The 20,156-nt window shown below is 52.8% G+C and carries 11 protein-coding genes; 9 read left to right on the top strand and 2 right to left on the bottom strand.

Going from position 1 to position 20,156, the window contains the following annotated elements; translation table 11 throughout:
* Positions 1-170: 170 nt before the first annotated feature.
* The 4 genes from gltB (at position 171) to ACGHM3_RS02015 (ending at position 9,040) form a co-directional block, all read left to right on the top strand.
* Positions 171-4,619: a glutamate synthase large subunit gene (gltB, locus tag ACGHM3_RS02000; RefSeq protein WP_345419240.1), complete on the top strand. Its 4,449-nt coding sequence runs from the start codon at positions 171-173 to the stop codon at positions 4,617-4,619.
* A gap of 37 nt (positions 4,620-4,656) precedes the next feature.
* Positions 4,657-6,075: an FAD-dependent oxidoreductase gene (locus ACGHM3_RS02005; protein WP_345419243.1), complete on the top strand. Its 1,419-nt coding sequence runs from the start codon at positions 4,657-4,659 to the stop codon at positions 6,073-6,075.
* Positions 6,076-6,177: 102 nt separating this feature from the next.
* On the top strand, positions 6,178-7,245 hold the full coding sequence (gene hemE, locus ACGHM3_RS02010; RefSeq protein ID WP_345419245.1) for a uroporphyrinogen decarboxylase: 1,068 nt from the start codon (positions 6,178-6,180) through the stop codon (positions 7,243-7,245).
* A 421-nt stretch (positions 7,246-7,666) separates the two neighbouring features.
* Positions 7,667-9,040 carry a DUF3391 domain-containing protein gene (locus ACGHM3_RS02015; protein WP_345419247.1) on the top strand — a complete coding sequence of 458 codons (1,374 nt, stop codon included), beginning with the start codon at positions 7,667-7,669 and terminating at the stop codon, positions 9,038-9,040.
* A gap of 8 nt (positions 9,041-9,048) precedes the next feature.
* On the opposite strand, the gene ACGHM3_RS02020 is transcribed toward ACGHM3_RS02015, so the two are convergent.
* A complete protein-coding gene (locus ACGHM3_RS02020) occupies positions 9,049-10,053 on the bottom strand; it encodes a helix-turn-helix domain-containing protein (protein ID WP_345419250.1) in 1,005 nt (334 codons plus the stop codon).
* A gap of 226 nt (positions 10,054-10,279) precedes the next feature.
* On the opposite strand from ACGHM3_RS02020, the gene ACGHM3_RS02025 reads away from it, so the two are divergent.
* Entirely contained in the window at positions 10,280-10,681 is a 402-nt protein-coding gene (locus ACGHM3_RS02025) for a rhodanese-like domain-containing protein (RefSeq protein ID WP_345419253.1), read from the top strand.
* A 44-nt stretch (positions 10,682-10,725) separates the two neighbouring features.
* On the opposite strand, the gene ACGHM3_RS02030 is transcribed toward ACGHM3_RS02025, so the two are convergent.
* Positions 10,726-11,070 (bottom strand): hypothetical protein, encoded by a 345-nt coding sequence (locus tag ACGHM3_RS02030; protein ID WP_345419256.1) that lies wholly within the window; start codon positions 11,068-11,070, stop codon positions 10,726-10,728.
* A 453-nt stretch (positions 11,071-11,523) separates the two neighbouring features.
* On the opposite strand from ACGHM3_RS02030, the gene ACGHM3_RS02035 reads away from it, so the two are divergent.
* The 4 genes from ACGHM3_RS02035 to ACGHM3_RS02050 all read left to right on the top strand — a co-directional run bounded on the left by ACGHM3_RS02035 (position 11,524) and on the right by ACGHM3_RS02050 (position 20,147).
* Positions 11,524-13,449 carry a sodium:proton antiporter gene (locus ACGHM3_RS02035; protein WP_345419260.1) on the top strand — a complete coding sequence of 642 codons (1,926 nt, stop codon included), beginning with the start codon at positions 11,524-11,526 and terminating at the stop codon, positions 13,447-13,449.
* Positions 13,450-13,525: 76 nt separating this feature from the next.
* Positions 13,526-15,856, top strand: coding sequence for a hypothetical protein (locus tag ACGHM3_RS02040; RefSeq protein WP_345419263.1), 2,331 nt, complete (start codon positions 13,526-13,528; stop codon positions 15,854-15,856).
* A 167-nt stretch (positions 15,857-16,023) separates the two neighbouring features.
* Positions 16,024-18,963 carry a peroxidase family protein gene (locus tag ACGHM3_RS02045; protein ID WP_345419268.1) on the top strand — a complete coding sequence of 980 codons (2,940 nt, stop codon included), beginning with the start codon at positions 16,024-16,026 and terminating at the stop codon, positions 18,961-18,963.
* Between the two features lie 137 nt (positions 18,964-19,100).
* A complete protein-coding gene (locus tag ACGHM3_RS02050; RefSeq protein ID WP_345419271.1) occupies positions 19,101-20,147 on the top strand; it encodes a hypothetical protein in 1,047 nt (348 codons plus the stop codon).
* Positions 20,148-20,156 lie beyond the last annotated feature (9 nt).

Here is a 20,156-nt window from a genome sequence, read left to right on the forward strand (position 1 = left end):
ACATCGTGCGCCCTTACGCTACTGGCCCCATTCTTTTTGGGGCCTTTTAGTCTGGTGCCAGCGGTTCGGGAGGCTGGCACAGGCCCGTCCTGCGCTATCTGGTAAACCACTTGCATTAGCGTCGCCGACGACCGTCGTTCATTCCCGTAGCAACAGCGAGAGACCGTCCTATGAGCCATGGCCTCTATAACATAGATGAGTTTAAGGATAACTGTGGATTTGGCCTTATTGCCCACTTAAAGGGCAGAGCTAGCCACAAGTTATTGCAAACTGCCATTGAATCCCTCACTTGCATGACCCACCGTGGCGGTATTGCCGCCGATGGGAAAACCGGTGATGGTTGCGGCCTATTATTGCAAAAGCCAGATGGCTTTTTGCGCCAAGTTGCCCAGAGCGACTGTGGCCGCGAGCTGGATGCCAGCTACGGCATCGCTTCTTTGCAGGTCAACCAAGACGCTGCCAAGGCAGAGCACAGCCTCGCGGTAGTCGCTGAAGAGCTGGCCGCCGTAGGCTTGAGCGACGTATTTTGGCGTGACATTCCGGTGGACCCTAGCTGTTTGGGACCGCTGGCATTGCAGTCGATCCCTGTGTTTAAGCACCTGTTTATTCAGGCCGGTGATCTCGACAAGCAGCACCTAAACGCCAAGCTGTTTATGGCTCGCCGTAAGGCTGAAATTCGCCTGGCGGAAGACGCCTCGTTTTACATTGCCAGCCTCAGTGAGAGCGTGCTGTCCTATAAAGGCCTGATGATGCCGGTGGACATCGACAAGTTCTACCTGGACTTGGCCAATGACCAGATGGAAACCGCGATTTGCGTGTTCCACCAACGTTTCTCTACTAACACCTTGCCGCGTTGGCCGCTGGCCCAGCCATTCCGCATGATTGCTCACAACGGTGAAATCAACACCATCATGGGTAACCGCAACTGGGCGGTGGCGCGTACGCCTAAGTTTGTCAGTGAGCTATTGCCAGACCTTGAAGAAATTACCCCACTGGTAAACCGCGACGGCTCTGACTCTTCTAGTTTGGATAACATGCTAGAAGTCCTGGTCACTGGCGGTATGGAGCTGCACCGCGCCGTTCGCATGCTGGTGCCGCCGGCATGGAACAACGTCGAAACCATGGACCCAGCCCTGCGTGCATTCTACGAGTATAACTCAATGCACATCGAGCCCTGGGATGGCCCAGCCGGTTTGGTAATTACCGACGGCCGCTACGCCGTGTGTACCCTAGACCGCAACGGCCTACGTCCATCGCGCTGGGTAATCACCAACGATGATCACATCACCGTGGCCTCGGAAGTGGGCACCTACAATTACGATCCTAAAGACGTGGTTGCCAAAGGCCGTTTGGGCCCTGGCCAAATTTTGTCTGTGGATACCGAAACTGGTGAGTTGTTCCACACCGAAGACGTCGACAATCAACTGAAAAACAGCCACCCCTACAAAAAGTGGCTGCGCTCCCGCGCCCTGCGTTTAGAGTCCACACTGAATGCCGAGCCAGAAGAAAAATACCTGGATACCCAGGGTACTCATGTCGCCATGAAAATGTTCGGCGCCTCCAGTGAAGAGCGTGACCAGGTACTGCGACCCATGGCCGAAGGTGGCCAAGAGGCGGTAGGCTCCATGGGGGATGACACGCCCATGGCAGTGCTGTCGGCCAAGGTACGCACGCCCTACGATTACTTCCGCCAGCAGTTCGCCCAGGTGACCAACCCACCCATCGATCCGCTGCGCGAAGCCATTGTTATGTCTCTGGAGACCTGCATCGGCCGCGAGCTATCGGTGTTTGAGGAGTCCTCCGACCACGCCGACCGCATCATCTTAACCTCTCCGGTATTGTCGCCGGCCAAGATGCGCGCACTGGAAGACAACAATCGACCGGGTTACCAAGCCCAGCGTTTTGGTCTGAACTACAACCCCGGCGAAATTGGTCTTAAGGCTGCCATTGAGCGCCTGTGCAAAGACGTAGAGCAGGGCGTACGTGGCGGCACGGTTATCGTGATTCTGTCCGATTACGGCGTAGAAAAGGGCCAGTTGCCCATCCATGCGTTATTGGCCACCGGCGCGGTGCACCACCATCTAACTAAGGTGGGCCTGCGTTGCGATGCCAACATTATCGTCTCCACCGGTACCGCCCGTGACCCGCATCAGGTAGCGGCTTTGGTAGGCTATGGCGCCACCGCAGTATTCCCTTACTTGAGCTACCACATCCTCAACGATTTGGTGCACACCCACGAAGTACTGGTGGACATCGACACTTCGTACAAAAATTACCGTCGTGCCATCAACAAGGGCTTGATGAAAATCCTCTCTAAAATGGGGATTTCCACCGTCGCTTCCTACCGTGGTGCGCAGTTGTTCGAAGCTATTGGCTTGGCCGATGAAGTGGTCGACCTATGCTTCACCGGTACGCCAAGCCGTATTAAAGGCGCCGAGTTTAGCGATATCGAAGACGATGCCCGCCTAATGGCCGCCGATGCGTGGATCAACCGCAAGCCCATCGCGCCCGGCGGTATCCTGAAATACATGCACGGCCAGGAATACCACGCCTACAACCCGGATGTGGTGCACGCCATGCATAAAGCGGTGAAATCCGGCGATTACAACGCCTGGCGTGATGTGGCCACTCTAGTAAACGAACGACCAACCGCAACCTTGCGTGATCTGCTGACCTTTAAGCCCGGCTTGCACTCTGTTCCTTTAGAGGAGGTGGAGCCCGTCAGTGAAATCGTCAAGCGCTTTGACTCGGCAGCCATGTCCCTGGGTGCCCTGTCACCGGAGGCCCACGAAGCCCTGGCCGAAGCCATGAATACCTTGGGTGGCCGTTCTAACTCCGGTGAGGGTGGTGAAGACCCGGCCCGCTATGGCACCATTAAAAGCTCCAAAATTAAGCAGATCGCCTCTGGCCGATTTGGTGTGACACCGCACTACCTGGTGAACGCCGAAGTACTGCAAATTAAAGTGGCCCAGGGTGCCAAGCCCGGTGAAGGCGGCCAACTGCCCGGCGGAAAGGTCAACGAACTAATCGCCAAGCTGCGTTATTCCGTGCCCGGCGTTACCCTAATTTCGCCACCGCCTCACCACGATATTTATTCCATCGAGGATTTGGCTCAGTTAATCTACGATCTTAAGCAGGTTAACCCTAAGGCATTGGTCTCCGTAAAGTTGGTATCTCGCCCCGGCGTCGGCACCATCGCCGCCGGAGTGGCCAAGGCCTACGCCGATTTAATTACCATCTCCGGTTACGACGGTGGTACTGCGGCCAGCCCGTTAACCTCAATCCGTTACGCCGGTTCGCCGTGGGAGCTGGGTCTAGCTGAGACCCACCAAACCCTGCGCGCCAACGATCTGCGTGGCAAGGTTAGGGTACAAACCGATGGCGGCTTAAAAACCGGTCTGGATGTGGTTAAAGCGGCTATTCTAGGTGCAGAAAGCTTCGGCTTTGGTACCGCGCCTATGGTAGCTTTGGGGTGTAAATACCTGCGTATTTGTCATCTCAACAACTGCGCCACCGGTGTCGCTACCCAGCGCGATGATCTGCGTCAGGACCACTACATCGGTACCGTGGAAATGGCCAAGAACTTCTTCACCTTCGTAGCCGAAGAAGCCCGTGAGTGGATGGCCATGATCGGCGTGCGCAGCATCGGTGAACTGACCGGGCGCGTAGAGCTGCTCGAAGCCATTGAAGGCAATACCAAGAAGCACGGCAAGTTGGATTTAAGCCCCATTTTGCACACCGACGACTTCCTAAAAACCAAGCCGCAGAGCTGCCAGGTAGAGCGCAATGTGCCGTTTGATACCGGTGCCAAGGCTGAAGAAATCGTCGCGGCAGTACTGCCCGCTATCGAGTCTAAATCCGGTGGCGAATTTAACTTCCACATCACCAACTGTGACCGCTCCATCGGTGCCCGGGTGAGTGGCGAAATCGCCAAGCGTTATGGCAACCAAGGCATGGCCAATGCGCCCATTAAACTGAACTTAACCGGTGTGGCCGGCCAAAGTTTTGGTGTGTGGAACGCCGGTGGCTTGGAGTTGTATCTGGAAGGCGACGCCAACGATTACGTGGGTAAAGGCATGGCTGGCGGTAAAATTGTGCTGCGGCCACCCGAGGGTTCCAGTTTTGCCAGCCGTGAAACCAGCATTATGGGTAACACCTGTTTGTACGGTGCCACTGGCGGTAAATTGTTTGCCGCAGGCCGCGTCGGCGAGCGTTGCGGTGTGCGTAACTCCGGTGCCCACGTGGTAGTGGAGGGTGCGGGCGATCACTGCTGTGAATACATGACCGGCGGTGTGATGACGGTGCTGGGTGAAACCGGTGTTAACTTCGGTGCCGGTATGACCGGTGGTTTCGCCTACGTACTCGACCAAACCAACACCTTCGTGGATAAATACAACCACGAATTAATCGAGATCCAACGTATCCACAGGGAAGCCACCGAGGGCCATCGTCATCACCTACGTAAGGTGATTGAAGAATTTGTCCAGGAAACCGGCAGCGCGTGGGGTCAGGAATTGTTTGAGGACTTCGAAGACTACCTCGGCAGATTCTGGCTGGTTAAGCCCAAGGCAGCTAACTTGGCTGGCTTGCTGAACAGCGTGAAAAAGCGCGGCGAATAAGCCGCCAACCACGCCCAAGAATTCGGAGGTACTAACCGTGGCAGAACGTCTAGATAACAATTTTCAGTTTATTGAAGTGGGTCGTGTAGACCCACACAAGAAGAACATCCATACCCGCAAACACAAGTTTGTGGAAATTTACGAGCCCTTCTCGAAAAATCAGGTAGAGAACCAATCACACCGCTGCTTAGCCTGTGGTAACCCCTACTGTGAATGGAAGTGCCCGGTACACAATTTTATTCCTAACTGGTTAAAGTTGGTAAGCGAAGGCAACTTGTTTGAGGCCGCCGAACTCAGCCACCAAACTAACTCCTTGCCGGAAGTGTGCGGCCGAGTATGCCCACAGGATCGCTTGTGTGAAGGCGCTTGTACGCTGAACGACGGCTTCGGTGCAGTAACCATTGGTAATGCCGAGAAATACATCACCGATACCGCTTTCGCCATGGGTTGGAAGCCGGACATGTCCAAGGTGGTGCCCACCGGTAAGCGCGTGGCTATTATTGGCGCCGGGCCGGCAGGCATAGGCTGTGCCGACGTACTAGTACGCAATGGTGTGCGCCCGGTGGTGTTCGATAAATACCCAGAGATCGGCGGCCTGCTAACCTTTGGTATTCCAGAATTTAAACTGGAAAAATCGGTGATGACCCGCCGCCGTGAAATCTTCACCGCCATGGGTATCGAGTTCCGATTGAATACCGAAGTGGGCAAAGATATTGCCATGCAAAAACTGCTCGACGACTACGACGCAGTGTTTATGGGTATGGGTACTTACAATTACATGAAAGGCGGCTTCCCCGGTGAAGAACTGCCCGGCGTGTACGATGCGCTGCCGTTTTTGGTGGCCAATGTAAATCGCAACCTGGGCTTTGAAAAAAGCCCGGCCGATTTCATCGACGTAAAAGGCAAGCGTGTTGTGGTGCTCGGTGGTGGCGATACCGCCATGGACTGTAACCGTACCTCCATCCGTCAGGGCGCCAAAAGTGTTACCTGTGGCTACCGTCGGGATGAAGAAAACATGCCGGGTTCCAAACGTGAGGTAACCAACGCGCGCGAGGAAGGCGTTAAATTTTTATTTAACCGTCAGCCCATTGAAATCGTCGGCGATGGCAAAGTTGAAGGCGTTAAAATGGTCACCACCCGCATGGGTGAGCCCGATGAAAACGGTCGTCGTCGCGCAGAGCCAGTGCCGGGCAGTGAAGAGGTCATTAACGCCGATGTGGTATTGATTGCCTTTGGTTTCCGCCCAAGCCCAGAAAAATGGTTTGATGACCACGATATCGAAGTCAACGATTGGGGCGGCGTGGTTGCAGAAGAAGAGCAGCAGTTCAAGTTTCAAACGACCAACCCCAAAGTATTTGCCGGTGGTGATATGGTGCGTGGCTCCGACCTAGTGGTAACCGCCATTTGGGAAGGACGCCAAGCCGCAGAAGGCATACTCGACTACCTAGAAGTGTAAGCACTTCAGCGCACAAAAACACAGGGCTTCGGCCCTGTTTTTGTATGAAATAAATGAGGCCCGTAAAATTGTACTGGCCATGATCACAGCAGTGAGTTCAGCATGAGCGAATTAAAAAACGACCGATTTCTCCGCGCATTAATGAAACAACCCGTGGACGTTACCCCCGTGTGGATGATGCGTCAGGCCGGCCGCTATTTGCCAGAGTATCGCGCCACCCGCGCCAAAGCCGGTGATTTTATGAGCCTGTGCCAAAACGCTGAGCTCGCCTGTGAGGTAACTCTGCAGCCGCTGGCGCGTTACCCGTTGGATGCGGCAATTTTATTTTCCGATATTTTAACCATCCCCGATGCCATGGGCTTAGGCTTGTATTTTGAAACCGGGGAAGGCCCCCGCTTTAAAAAAGCCGTGACCAGCGTGGCAGATATGGAAGCGCTGCCGGTGGTAAATGCTAAGGCCGATTTGGGCTACGTGATGGATGCGGTGAGTTTGATACGCCGAGAGTTAAACGGTCGAGTACCGTTAATTGGTTTTACAGGTAGTCCATGGACGTTGGCCACCTACATTTTAGAAGGCGGCTCTAGTAAAGATTACAGAGCCACCAAGGCAATGATGTACAACGAGCCGGAAGCCTTTACCCGTTTGCTGGATAAACTGGTGGTTTCCATCATCGATTATTTAAATTCGCAAATTGCTGCTGGTGCCCAGGCGGTACAGATTTTTGATTCCTGGGGTGGTGCGCTGTCCCACGCTGCTTACCGAGAATTTTCGTTAAATCCCATGCAGAAGATTATCGCGGGTTTAACCAAGCATAACGATGGCCGCGACGTGCCGGTAATTTTATTTACCAAAGGTGGCGGCCAGTGGTTGGAAGCTATGGCAGACAGCGGCGCCCACTGTTTGGGTTTGGATTGGACCACTGACATCAGCCAGGCCCGGGCCAGAGTGGGTGACAAGGTTGCTCTGCAAGGCAACATGGATCCAGCCATCCTATACGCTAAGCCCGAGCGCATTCGCCAGGAGGTGGGTAATATTCTCGCCGGTTACGGTACCGGAACCGGCCATGTTTTCAACCTAGGCCACGGTGTTACACCTCAGGTAGATCCGGCCCACGCCGGTGCGTTCTTTGACGCGGTACACGAGCTTTCTGGTCAATACCATAACGTTTAATCAAATCGCCGGCCGTTACTTCCACGGGGCCAGCGTATTCTTTAGTCGCCTCGCGGGTTAGGAACTGTTAATCCGCAGGTTACTCCCTTCGCGCTGCTTTTGCTTACCCTGCCAGAGCACGTCCATTTACAGCCGCGCACTTAGTCGATTTCGTTGTTGATTGTTAACCTTTTATAAATCATCCACAGGGTCGCCTCTTTAGTGTTAACATTGTGCATATTAGTGTTAAGTCATGTGTTAACCGTTTGCCCATTATTTAGCCGCTCTTGTCTTGGGAGAGTCTTCGTTATCCAGGGAAGCCGGTACTCTATAGTGTGTATAGGGCGGTGTGCAGCCGATTTGTTGCGTAAGCACAGCGTTGTTACAGCGGGTTTTGGCAGCGCAAGGACCAAGCTGAATCTATTGCTAGTGGGTGAAATTTTTGGGTGTAAAGCAGGTTAAGGTCGATGTGAACGAGTTGTTGGTGGGCATGTTTGTGTCCGGCCTCGATCGCCCATGGAGCCAAACCCCCTTTCCGTTGCAGGGCTTCTACGTCCGTGACTTGGAAGAGATCCGCGAGTTAAAAGCCCATTGCCGCCATGTCTACATCGATATGGTGAAGGGTAAGGGGCCGGTGGAAACTAACCTCAAAACCCTGGCACCGCGTAATGGCGGGGTTAAACAGCCGCTGTCTCGGGCCGGTAAAAGCGATCGCTCCAAAATTGACGTGGGGCCGCTAAAAATAAGGCGCAACGCCTATGGCCCGGTGGAACAGCCCCTAGGCTCGGAAATTAACAACGCCAAACAATTACACTCGCGTGTGTACCATGCGGTGACCGAAGTGGTATCACAAATTGGTAACGGCGATTCCGTTCCCATCTCTGAAACAAAGCGCTACGCCAGTGATATGGTAGACAGCGTGCTGCGCAACCCAGACGCCTTTACTTGGTTAACCCGTGTCAAAGAAGTCGACGAGCACACCTACGCTCACGCCGTGCGCTCGGCGGTTTGGGCCATTGTATTTGGCCGCCATATCGGTTTATCCATGAATGATTTGAACACCCTGGCCATGGGGGTGTTGCTAAAAGATGTGGGCAAAACTCGGGTAAACAAAAAATTACTCAGCCGCGCCGATCTCAACCAAGATGAACTTAAAGAGTTTGAAAAGTTCATCGACCATGGCGTAGAAATCCTACGCACTACCCCCAACGTTGAGCCGCGTATGATCAGCGTGGTTAAAACCCACTGCGAGCGTATTAACGGCAGTGGTTTTCCACAGCATTTACGCGGCGATAAAATTCCACTGTTGGGGAAAATCGCCGGCATCGTTACCTACTACGACAGCGTGGTAAACGCTCGCGGCCAAGCCCAACCGCTGGCACCTTCCAAGGCCGTGGCGAAACTGTATGAAATGCGCGACATCGAATTCCAAGAAGAACTAGTAGTGGAATTTATTCGCGCTATTGGTCTTTATCCAACGGGTACCTTGGTTGAATTATCCAATGGTGAAATCGCCGTGGTGGTGGAACAAAATTTTGCCCGCCGGTTAAAGCCCAAGGTTATGGTGGTAATGGATGCGCTGCGCGAGCGGTTGGATAATCCTCGTTTACTGGACTTGGCCGAGCTTGAAGAGCGCCATAAAAAAATGGTGGAGTCCTCGCGCACGCTGGTGGATGTTGAAGTGGTGGAAATCGCCCGGGATTTAGAGCCCGGAAAATTCGATATCGACATCGCGCAAATTCGTGACCAATATCTCTTTAGACAAGTGGGTAAAACTAAAAAGAGCTTGTTTTCCTTTCTTAAACGGCAAAAATAACGCCGTATTTATTGCGTCTTCGCAAATTGTGCTCGGTAGCCCGAGGGCGAAATCCCCAAGATTTTATTAAAGTGATGACGCAACGTAATCGCGTTATTAAAGCCGGTTTGCTCGGCGATTCGGTCCAGTGGCAAGTTGGATTCTTCCAGCCTTTGTTTGGCCATATTAAGCCGCTGCATAATCAACCACTGGTTGGCCGATAGCTGAAAACTGGCTCGAAATTTACGATCAAAAGTTCGGCGAGACATGTTGGCCTTTTCTGCCAGACGATCGATATCAATGTCGCGATCCAAATTGGCCAGAGCCCAATCCAAAGTGGCACTGAATTTAGACGGTGTTTTTTGCATGGGTGTTTCCACAAATTGACTTTGCCCGCCTTGGCGCTGGGCGGAAATTACCAGGCGCCGGGCGACTTGGTTAGCAATTTGATAACCGTGGTCTTGGCGAATAACCTCTAGCCCCAAATCTAAACCGGCGGCACTGCCCGCTGAACAACCAATTTGGCCGTCAAACACGTACAACACATCCTTGGCGAATTGCACTTGGCCGAATCTCTGCTGAAACCGCTCGGAGAAGCGCCAATGGGTGGTGGCCTTTTTGCCGTCTAATAATCCGCACTCGGCCAATAAAAACGCCCCGGAACAAAATGAAATAATTTGGCAGCCGGCGGCGGCGGCTGCTTTTAGGTGGCGGTGAGCCGGGCTGTTGTGGTGTGGTTTTTCTGCCGTGGACCAGTGCGGCACGACGATTAGATCGTAGCCTGAGAAATCGCTCACCGTGTGTGCGTGAATGCCCACGCCGGCGGTGTAATTGAGCGGGCTGCTGGCCAAGCTAATCACTTGGCAATGGTACCAATTGTCAAACTCCGGCCGGGCTAGGCCAAACAATTCCACGGCACTGCCTAGCTCAAACAGGGCGCCGTTGTGGCTGGCCAAAATGCCGACTCGCTTGTTGTAGGCGGTTTGCTGTGAACACTCCTCTGGCGCGTATTGAATTGGGCTATGTATTGGCATATTGGCCTCGGTTGGTTGTGGTTCTGGCTTTCGCCTACCGGAACTGATTGGTGGACACAGATTAAAAGGTGAGTTGAGGTGTGTCTGCGGTTTGGGTAGGTATTGGCTCAATATTATCGATAGTTGTCAAACAAGCCAATATGATCGCCAACACAGAACCAGCACAATGCCCACATCGATTACGAACAACCGATGATTAACAAAAGAGATATTCAAGGAGATTACCATGCCATCTGCCGTTGCCAGACCTGCCGCCGCCCCCAGCCCAGAAGCCTTAGCCCACTATGAGAACCTATTGCGCTTTGAGACTGACTGTTGGGATGTAAACCACGCCGTGAGCAATAGCCGACAGGACTTCGTTTTGCTGGATGTAAGAGGTGAGGCGTTGTATGAGAATGGGCATTTACCGGCTGCAATCAACATTCCGCATCCGCAGTTAAGTGAAGCGCGTTTAGCGAGCTACCCAGCGGAGACTTTATTTGTTGTCTACTGTGCTGGGCCCCATTGCAACGGAGCCGACAAGGCCGCAGTGCGCCTAGCTAAATTGGGGCGCCCAGTGAAGAAGATGATTGGTGGGGTGACCGGTTGGTTAGACGAAGGTTTCGAGCTTAATCAGCCGGTAGTTTAAGCCAAAGTTGAAAAGCGGAAAGGCTGCCGTTTTAGAATAATAAGCTAGTTAGCAGAGGCCGTATCGTTGGTGATAGGCATCTCATCGGCGGGCAGCGCAGGCTGGGCCTCAGTGCGTTTGTTAGAGGGCTTAATGGCCCTCAGGTAGTAAGTGCTCACCCAACCGTGCTTGGCCGGTGCCGGGTCGCTGCCGGGGAAGTACATGATTTTGGTCCAGTCGCCTTGTGTCTCAACCACGCCTACCACGGTATAACGTGGTAGTGACACCACCACAGAGCCCTCTGGTGCTATGCGCACATTCAAGGCGGTGGCGGTGGTTTGAGCCAAGGGTAATGCATAGGTCGCTTGGGCCAAGATCAAAAGCACTAAAGTCGCTAAAATCCGTTTCACGTTGTTCTCCAAAATAGTCGCCATTGGAAAGTTTGATCTGGTTCACAATTCGCGCATTCTACTCCGTTTAGCGCGTAATAAAACCTCAAACTGTAAAAAAAGTATGAGCTGCCAAAAAAAGCGGATATTTGTCAGGAATTATAAAAACTGACTGGAATTAGCCGCAGTATTTTTATGTGTAAATTCTAATAAGCGACTGTTTTATAAGGGCTTTCTCAAGCATCGGCGACGGGCATTGGCATCGCGTTAAGTTCGATTCCATCACAGTAGTTAACGTGGGTGCAAGTGCCAAAAAGTCGTAATCTAGGCCAGTTGGGCTATTTTCCGACCAGTGGTAGGGTGTCCTGTGCATTTAGGGTTCCAGCGCTCTAGCAGTGACTCATATGAGTAATTGTTCGAGTAGCCGATGCCGTGTATGGTTTTCGTCCCGAACTACAAAACGAAAGACCTGCCGTGAACGAATCTATACCCCTAATGCTGGCCTTGATCGGCCTAATTGGCTTTGCTTGCCAGTGGATTGCCTGGCGCGTGCGATTGCCCGCAATTTTATTTCTCCTGGCCGCAGGCATCATCATGGGGCCCTTTACTGGGGTGCTCGACCCAGACGCTCTATTTGGTGATCTGCTCTTCCCGCTTATTTCACTGTCCGTTGCCGTGATTCTATTCGAGGGCAGCCTTACCTTGGATTTTGACGAGATCCGAGCGCAGAAGGGCGTGGTGCAGCGGCTGGTTATAATTGGTGCCGGAGTGAGCTGGGTGTTGGTGGCCCTGGCAACCCATTACCTGTTTGGTCTAAGCTGGGAACTGAGCGTGCTGTTTGGTGCGCTCACCGTGGTTACCGGCCCCACGGTGGTGGTGCCCATGTTGCGCACGGTTCGGCCCAATGCCGCCATTGCTAACATTCTGCGCTGGGAAGGGATTCTCATCGACCCCATCGGCGCGCTGTTTGTGGTGGTGGTTTATGAGTTTATTATTTCTCAAGGCCAAGCCAGCGGTTTTAGCCACAGCCTAGTGGCGTTTTGCAAAATTATCGGCGTGGGCTCCGTTTTGGGCATCGGCGGTGGTGCCGCTCTGAGTGTGGTACTTAAGCGCTTCTGGGTGCCGGAGTATCTGCAAAATTTGGCCACCCTGTCTTCCGTGTTTGTGGTGTTCACCGTAGCCAATGCCTTGGCCCATGAATCTGGTCTATTGGCGGTCACGCTGATGGGCATGTGGATGGCCAATCAAAAGAATCTCCACATTTCCGAAATCCTCAACTTTAAAGAGGATTTAACCGTGGTGTTGTTGTCCGGTCTGTTTATTCTACTGGCGGCAAGGCTGCAATTACCGGAAATTCTCGCCCTGGGTTTTACGCCATTGGTGTTGTTGGCCGTTATGCAATTTGTGGCTCGGCCTGCATCCGTGTGGGCATCCGCCGTGGGCAGCGATCTTACTTGGCAAGAAAAATCTCTCCTGTCTTGGATTGCACCGCGCGGTATTGTTGCCGCTGCGGTATCGGCGCTGTTTGCCATTCGTTTGGAAGATGCCGGCCTAGAAGACGCGGGTGTTTTGGTGCCGCTCACCTTCATTATTATTGTCGGTACCGTGGTGCTACAAAGCGCAACGTCTCGGCCAATCGCTCGCTGGTTGGGTGTATCCGCCAAACGCCCGGAGGGCTTTATTGTGGTCGGTGCCAACCCCATTGCCCGTAGAATTGCCCAGGCTTTAGGCAAACACAAGGTGCGGGTTCTGCTCACCGACTCCAACTACGAAAATATTAAAAACGCCCGCATGGATGGGCTAGAAACGTTCTACGGCGATCCGTTATCCGATTTTGCCGAGCAGCGCTTGGATTTGGATGGCATCGGCCGCCTGCTGGCGTTATCGCCGGAGCGCAATAAAAACACCGTTGCGGGTATGCACTACCGCAATGAGTTTGGCGCTACAAAGATTTATACCGTCCAAACCAGCGCCGAAACTAAACTGTCTGAAAAACATCAGCAGGGCACAGAGAAGCGTGGCTACATTGCTTTTAACGACGAGCTAACCTACGGCAAATTGGCCAGCTTATTGGCCAGGGGCGCAGAGATACGCTCCACTAAAATGACCCAGGAATTTAGCTTTGACGATTTCAAAGCTACCAACGCCGGCAACGTTATTCCAATGTTCAGCGTCGACCCAGAAGGCAAAGTGGAAGTGTTTGTGGACGAGGGTCACTTTGTTCCCGAGCCGGGTTGGAATGTGATCAGCTTGTTTAAAGAAGTGGAATCGGTAGAGGAAGCCGCCAAAGCAAAAATGGCTAAAAAAGCCGAGAAAGCTGAAAAGGTTGAGAAAGCAGAAAAGGCTGAAAAGGCCGAGAAAACCGAACACACTGAACAAGGGGATAAGCCCAATCCCTAGGGGGTGTTGGCCGTTCCCAGAGGCTGGTGTGAATGGCCTAGCCACTTTAATCAATTAACGGTTACCGAGGATTGTGATGCGTCAAGGAACGACTAAACCCGCTCTGAACAGCGCCTTGGATTCCCGCCAAGCCGAGGACAACACTCCAAGGTTGCAGCAGTGGGCGGCCGCGGTGGTGGCCACCGGATTTACGGCATGTGTCGTTACCCTGGGCGCTTTATTGATCACCAGCGTGGGGCAAATACAAGACATACTGGTGCAAGTGGATCAATCCACCCATTTATTACACCGTATAGGTTTGGTGCTGGCGGGCTGCTGGTTTTCTATGATTTGCTGGTGGTCGGCGCGCTTTGTGTTCGAAGCCATGGCCAAGGCGCAGCCCGGTAATCAGTCGCAATTGGTCACCAAATCCGTGGTGATTGTACTACCTGCCGCGCCCGGTATTTCGTCTACTATCACCCGGTATCTGCCGCGTTGTTACGCCGCCATTTTGCCTTTGGTGATCGCCGTGCAGTCGGCTCGTAACGGCCTTTGGCAGGTGTTTACCATCAATCTATTGGCGGTATTAATTCCGGTGATGGCGCTGGTGATTTATCGGCGCAAACTCACCCAATGGTTAGAGGCTCGGTATTTTCTCAGTAGCCGAAGGGATTGGCACCACGAAATAATTAACCCCTATTTTTGGGGCTGGTGCGCCATGGTTTTGTACGGTGCCGTGGCCGTATGGGCTCTGGCCAACCCCTATACTATCGGCCATGCCTTAGGGGCCTTTTTTGTGGTGTATTGGGGGCTGGGCAGTATTTTATTCCAACTGGTGGTGGCCATTTGTGTGGTCTTGCCAGCGGCTCTGGCGCTTGGCAAAAAATTGCTCACCCATCTATGGCCGGAACAAGCAACACGTTTACAGCGTTGGTCACAGCACCGTTGGTTAGCACCTCCCTATCCTGTATTGCTGGTAGTAGCACTGTGCGCTGGAGGCAGTGCCGTTTTCTTCGATACTGACAATCATCATGTTAGGCGCATGGACAGTAGCACTGGCTATGCCTACGCCGACTTTGATGCCGCCTGGCAACACTTTACCCGCAATTTAATCCAGCAGGGCTTGCCCGCCGCAGGCAGTGAGGACCGAGTTTATCCGGTATTTTTTGTGGCCAGCCAAGGCGGTGGTTTGCGGGCTGCCTATTGGGCGTCCCAAGGGTTGGCGGCGTTAACCAGCGAAATTCCCGGCATCAGTAATAACTTGTTCTCCTTGGCGGGGGTGTCCGGTGGCAGCGTGGGCAATGCATTTTTCGCGGCTGCCCTGGCTGGCCAAACCCAGCCGGCGAATTCGCACTGTGACCCGCAAACTGAGCGCTTGCCCTGTTTGTTGGGGTTGGCCGTGGGGCAGGATTATCTATCTCCGGTGTTAACGTCGTTTTTGTACAACGACATGCTGTACCGATTTTTTCCAGTGGCGGGCTGGCCATTTCTCGCCCGTGACCGAGCCGCGGTGTTGGAAACATCCTGGGAAAATGGGTTTGCCCAAATATTTGGTGGCAACCAATTGAGCCAGCCAATGCAACAAATTTACCGCCAGCAGACGCGTTGGTTGCCTCTGTTGCTGAGCATGGGTGCCCATCAGGAAACCGGTGCCCGGCTGATAACCGCCCCCTTCGATATCGACCCCACTATTTTTGTCGACCACTACAACACCTACCGTTTAATGGGCTGCCATAGCGATGCTGGTTTGCAGTGCGATGTGCGGGCCAGTACCGCAGCATTAAACTCCGCTCGTTTTCCCTACGTAACCCCCGCCGGTACCTTAGCCACCAGTACGCCTTGGCATCAAAAAGACCACATTATTGATGGCGGCTATGTGGAAAATTTTGGCCTCATGGCCACCCAGCAGATGATTCATTATTTGCACAGAACCCAAAAGCTGGTGCTGCAAAAGGATGGTAATACAATTACCTTGATGCCGGTAATTTTGGTATTCAGTAACGATATGGACACAATGCCAGCGCTGCTGAATCATCGTCGAACCGTGCCGTACGTTAACACGGGTAGCTTTGCCTTTAACGAACTCACCAATCCTATTCAGGGTTTAATTGCCAACCGAACCGCGCGTTCCGTGCAGAGCCTTACCCAGGCTATTGCCTGGCAACAACACTACAGTGAGCAACAGTATTTTGCCGAATTCTCCTATCCTCAACCCGATGACCAGGAGCACTCGCTACTGCGAGATTTTATCGTGTTGCAATTGCAGCCCGATCGCGATGGGGACGTGGATACCTTAGTGCCCCTAGGCTGGTGGCTATCGGAAAATAGCCAATCCTTTATGGCAAAAAAGCTGCGTGAGCCTGACTATCGCCCCTACCAGTTAATTCAACAAATAAAGCAACATTTGGTGCCAATGGAAGAGGGTTAAAGCTTTTTTATACCGGCAGGGCTAATAATAAAAACGAGACCTGGTGCCCAAAACCGATGAGATAAAAACCTTCCAAAGTGCACTTAAATTCCCATAAACCGTGATGCGGTAGTTGCTTTGTAAAAAGCGGCGTTTTGCAATTGTGTGTAAACGCTCTGGGGAACGATATGGAAATCCGTCAACGAAGGTACCCGTCTCGCAAGTGTATTAATGTCTCGCCATTCTTTTTATTGGTGACAGCAGCCTGTTTGGTTGCGGTTTCTGTATGTCAGCCGGCCTGGGCGCTGTCGTCTAAAGAGGAGCTGGCTGCGTGCAAGGCATTACTTAAATCGGGCTTGCGGCCGGTGGCGGAGGAACGCAGCGAGCGGTTCCAGGGAAAACCTGGTGACGACGCCCTGCTATGTCGAGGCGGTGAACAGGCTATGGTAGGCAAGGATTTCCCATGGGTGGATTGGTCAAATTATTGGGCCACGGCGGATACCAGTTCCAAACAGGATGGCCGAGAAGCGCGAACCTTTATAGGCGAACATTTAAAGCCCAACGGGCGCGGCATCGACGGCGCTTTAATTGACTTAGAATACCAACGTATCGAGTTAATTAAGTTTAATTTATTTGATAACGCTACCTACCGCGACTACCTCATTCAGGATGCCAGCGGCGAAGGTGTGGTGCGACGCCAATGGGATGCCATGCGTCTGCCAGCCAGTGATCCTAATTACCAGTCCGTTGGCGGAGACGGCAGCCAGCAGTGCTCCGGTGAGCTAATTCGCGGTCGCACTTTGTCTGGTATTTGCAATGACCTGTGGAACCCCAAAATGGGCGCTACAGGTATGCCCTTTGCCCGCAATGTGCAGTTTGAATCTACCTTCCCGGACGCCTATTTAACAGAACTAACCCGCAATCGTCACAGCGACGCTGAAAATGGCCAGCGCATTGGCTTACTAAAACCCGATCCGCAATTAATTAGCCGAACGCTGTTTTCCCGAGACCAGAGCCAACCAGAATTGTGCAACCAGGGGCAAGGGTTGGCCTCCGACCCTTCCGCTGCTCACTGTGATTACCAAAAAGCACCGTTTTTTAATGTATTGGCGGCTTTTTGGATTCAGTTTATGACCCACGATTGGTTCTCTCATATGAGTGAGGGCCGAAACGCAGCAGAAACTATGGCCGTGGGTTGCGACAGTGATGAGGCGGTAGCGGCGGGATGTCGGCCGGGCGATGTCGCCGAGAAATCCTTAGTCGCAGAAGAGGGCATGCCACCGCAGTACCACACCAAAGGTGAAACCTATTGGACCCGTGCGCCTAAAACCACGGCCAACACCGTTACCGCGTGGTGGGATGCCTCGCAAATATACGGCTACGACTTGGCCTCGGAGCAGCGCGTCATCCGAGACCCTGGCGACCCAGCCAAGCTGGCGCAACCGGAGGGTTACTTGCCGCTGTTGGAAGCGTGTCGCGAGTGCCCCAGCCAACCCCAGTGGCAGGGCCAGGAGAGCGCAGCCTTTCCGGATAACTGGAGCATTGGCATGAGCTTTTATCACAATGTGTTTGTGCGCGAGCACAACCAGTTTGTGGATGCATTTCGCGCTCGTCAACGACAAACACCGGATCGGGACTCGGGCCTACGCAACCCCAGCAAACCCAATGCGGTGATCAGTTACGCCGCAGCCAGCGACCAAGAGATATACCAAGCGGCACGCTTGGTGGTGTCCGCCATGATCGCAAAAATCCACACCATTGAGTGGACACCGCAATTGCTTTACGGCGAGCCATTGCAGCGGGCCATGAACGCCAATTGGGATGGGCTATTTGATCATCAAGAAAATCGTGTTTCCAAGGTGCTTAACCGTATTTTAGACCGCGAGCAGAATTTTCTTAGTCGTGCCACCGCCACGGTCGCCGGCTGGTTGGGGCAGCATGGTCAAACCGACAAGGCCAATAGCTGGTATTCGGTGTTGGCCTCAGGGGCGGGTATTTTTGGCCTGGGCAATCGGCAAGAGACAGGATGGTTGTGGTGGCGACGGGACGCTTGGGACATTGCAAACCCCGAGCACGTCAACGGTGGCGTAAACCATTTTGGATCGCCGTTTAATTTCCCGGAGGAATTTCCCACAGTGTATCGATTGCACCCACTGGTGCCGGATTTAATAGAATTTAGAGAGGTAGGTGCGCCCAATACCATCGCGCAAAAAATTCCTGTCATCGATACCTTCCGTGGTAAAGCTAGCGCCGCCATGCGCGAGCTAAAAATTGAAAACTGGGCGTTGAGTATGGGCCGCCAGCGGCTAGGCCTATTGCATTTAAACAACCACCCCATGTTTTTACAAAATCTACCCATGCCACATTTACAGTCGGAAACCGGAAAATTGGATATTGTGGCCTTGGATATTATCCGCGACAGAGAGCGCGGTGTACCGAAATTTAATGAGTTTCGTCGTCAAATTGGCCTGCGCACGCTCACCAGTTTCGATGACTTTATTAATCTAACGCTGCCGGAGGATTCCGCTGAACGAGCCCAGCAAGAAGGTGTGGTAGCAAAGTTGCGAGTAATCTACGGCACCCATCTGTGTGATCAGAGCAAAGTAATTAGCGTGGTGCAAAACGACGGTAACGGCAAACCCATTAACGACTGTTTTGGTCAACCAGATGGCACCCGGGTGGATAATATTGAAGACGTCGATACGGTGGTGGGCTGGCTGGCGGAGTACACCCGGCCCCACGGTTTTGCCATATCTGAAACGCAATTTCACATTTTTATTCTCAATGCTTCTAGGCGCTTATTCAGCGATCGATTTTTTACCTCGAGTTTTCGGCCGGAGTTTTATTCGCAGTTGGGCTACGACTGGGTTATGAACAACGGCTTACTTGAGGACTGCCCCTATCCGCTGGAGGGCGATAGCCAATGCCTGGAGCCGGAGTTATCCAACGGCCACAAGGTTACCGTGTCGCCTTTAAAGCGGTTGCTGCTGCGCAATCTGCCAGAGCTTAGCGAGGAGCTAATGCCCGTGGTTAATGCTTTTGACCCCTGGGCTAGGGACCGAGGTGAGTATTACTCCTTGGAATGGAAGCCCATTGCCGGGGCTGAAAGCGACCCTGCATTTAATTAACCACCTCAGGTGCGCTGTTTGTGTATTGGTGTTGTGGCGGGTATCTAACACCGGGATTAAAGAAATTCTCAAAGTGGCGAGTAACACACTGTTAGAAGGTTGCCACATCGACAGATAAAACGAAAAAAAATTGCGGTATGAAAAAATTTCTAGCCATTTTATCAACTTTACTATGTTGCGCCGGGTGTCAGCCAGATTTGCCACTGTTGCCTTTGGGCGAAGAAGGGCCGGGTGCGGGCGAGGCCAAAATTACCGAGGCGCTGATTGCCGCAATTACTGAAGCCAGTAAACAACAGGCCGGTGCTGACTTTATGCCCCGGTTTAACCAAGTAAAAACCCACGCCTGTTTGAATGGCGTATTTTGGGTCAGTGAAAACCTACCCAGTGAATTTCAGCAGGGCCTATTTCAACCCGGAGCGCGTTACCCAGTCACAGCCCGCTTTGCCAATGCCAGAGAATGGGATGACAGAAAAAAAGATTTTCGCGGCTTGTCATTAAAGTTAACCGGTACGCCTGGCCAACCACTGTGGGGGCAGCCCGGTGAAACCGACTTTTTACTAAACAGCTACCCGCAATTGTTTGCGGCCACACCGCAACACTTTTTGGCTTTTGTTCAAGCGTCGGTAGATGGCAAGCCCTGGCGCTATGTTGTGAATCCATCGCACTGGTACTCGTTGCCCATTATTTTAAAGGGGCGGCAAAAAGTAAATAGCGTGTTAGAAACCAGTTACTACAGTACCACCCCTTACCAGCTGGGGCAGGGAACACGTCAGGCGGTAAAATACGCGGTATCGCCTTGCGGAAGCCAACCCATTATGGGGTTTGATGCGCGCGATAAAGATTTTTTGTCCGCCAATATCGAACGGCACCTGGACATACAGGCAGCCTGTTTTCGATTTGGAGTGCAATTGCAACGAGATAGCCGAAAAATGCCCATAGAAAACGCCTCGGCCCTGTGGCGGGAGCAAGATTCACCCTTTAGGCCTTTGGCGACCATAACCTTTACCAACCAAAAAATCTTTGGCGAAGCATTGTACCAACGCTGTGAAAATATGAGCTTTAATCCCTGGCAGGCCAGCGCCGATCACCAACCGCTAGGGGGAATTAATCGGGTACGAAAAGCAGTTTACAGCGAGATAGGAGAGTTAAGACTACAGCACAATATGTCCAATCAAGGGCATTAGCGTGGCAAC

This window comes from Halioxenophilus aromaticivorans (assembly GCF_042850945.1).
Taxonomy (GTDB): Bacteria; Pseudomonadota; Gammaproteobacteria; order Pseudomonadales; family Cellvibrionaceae; genus Halioxenophilus; species Halioxenophilus aromaticivorans.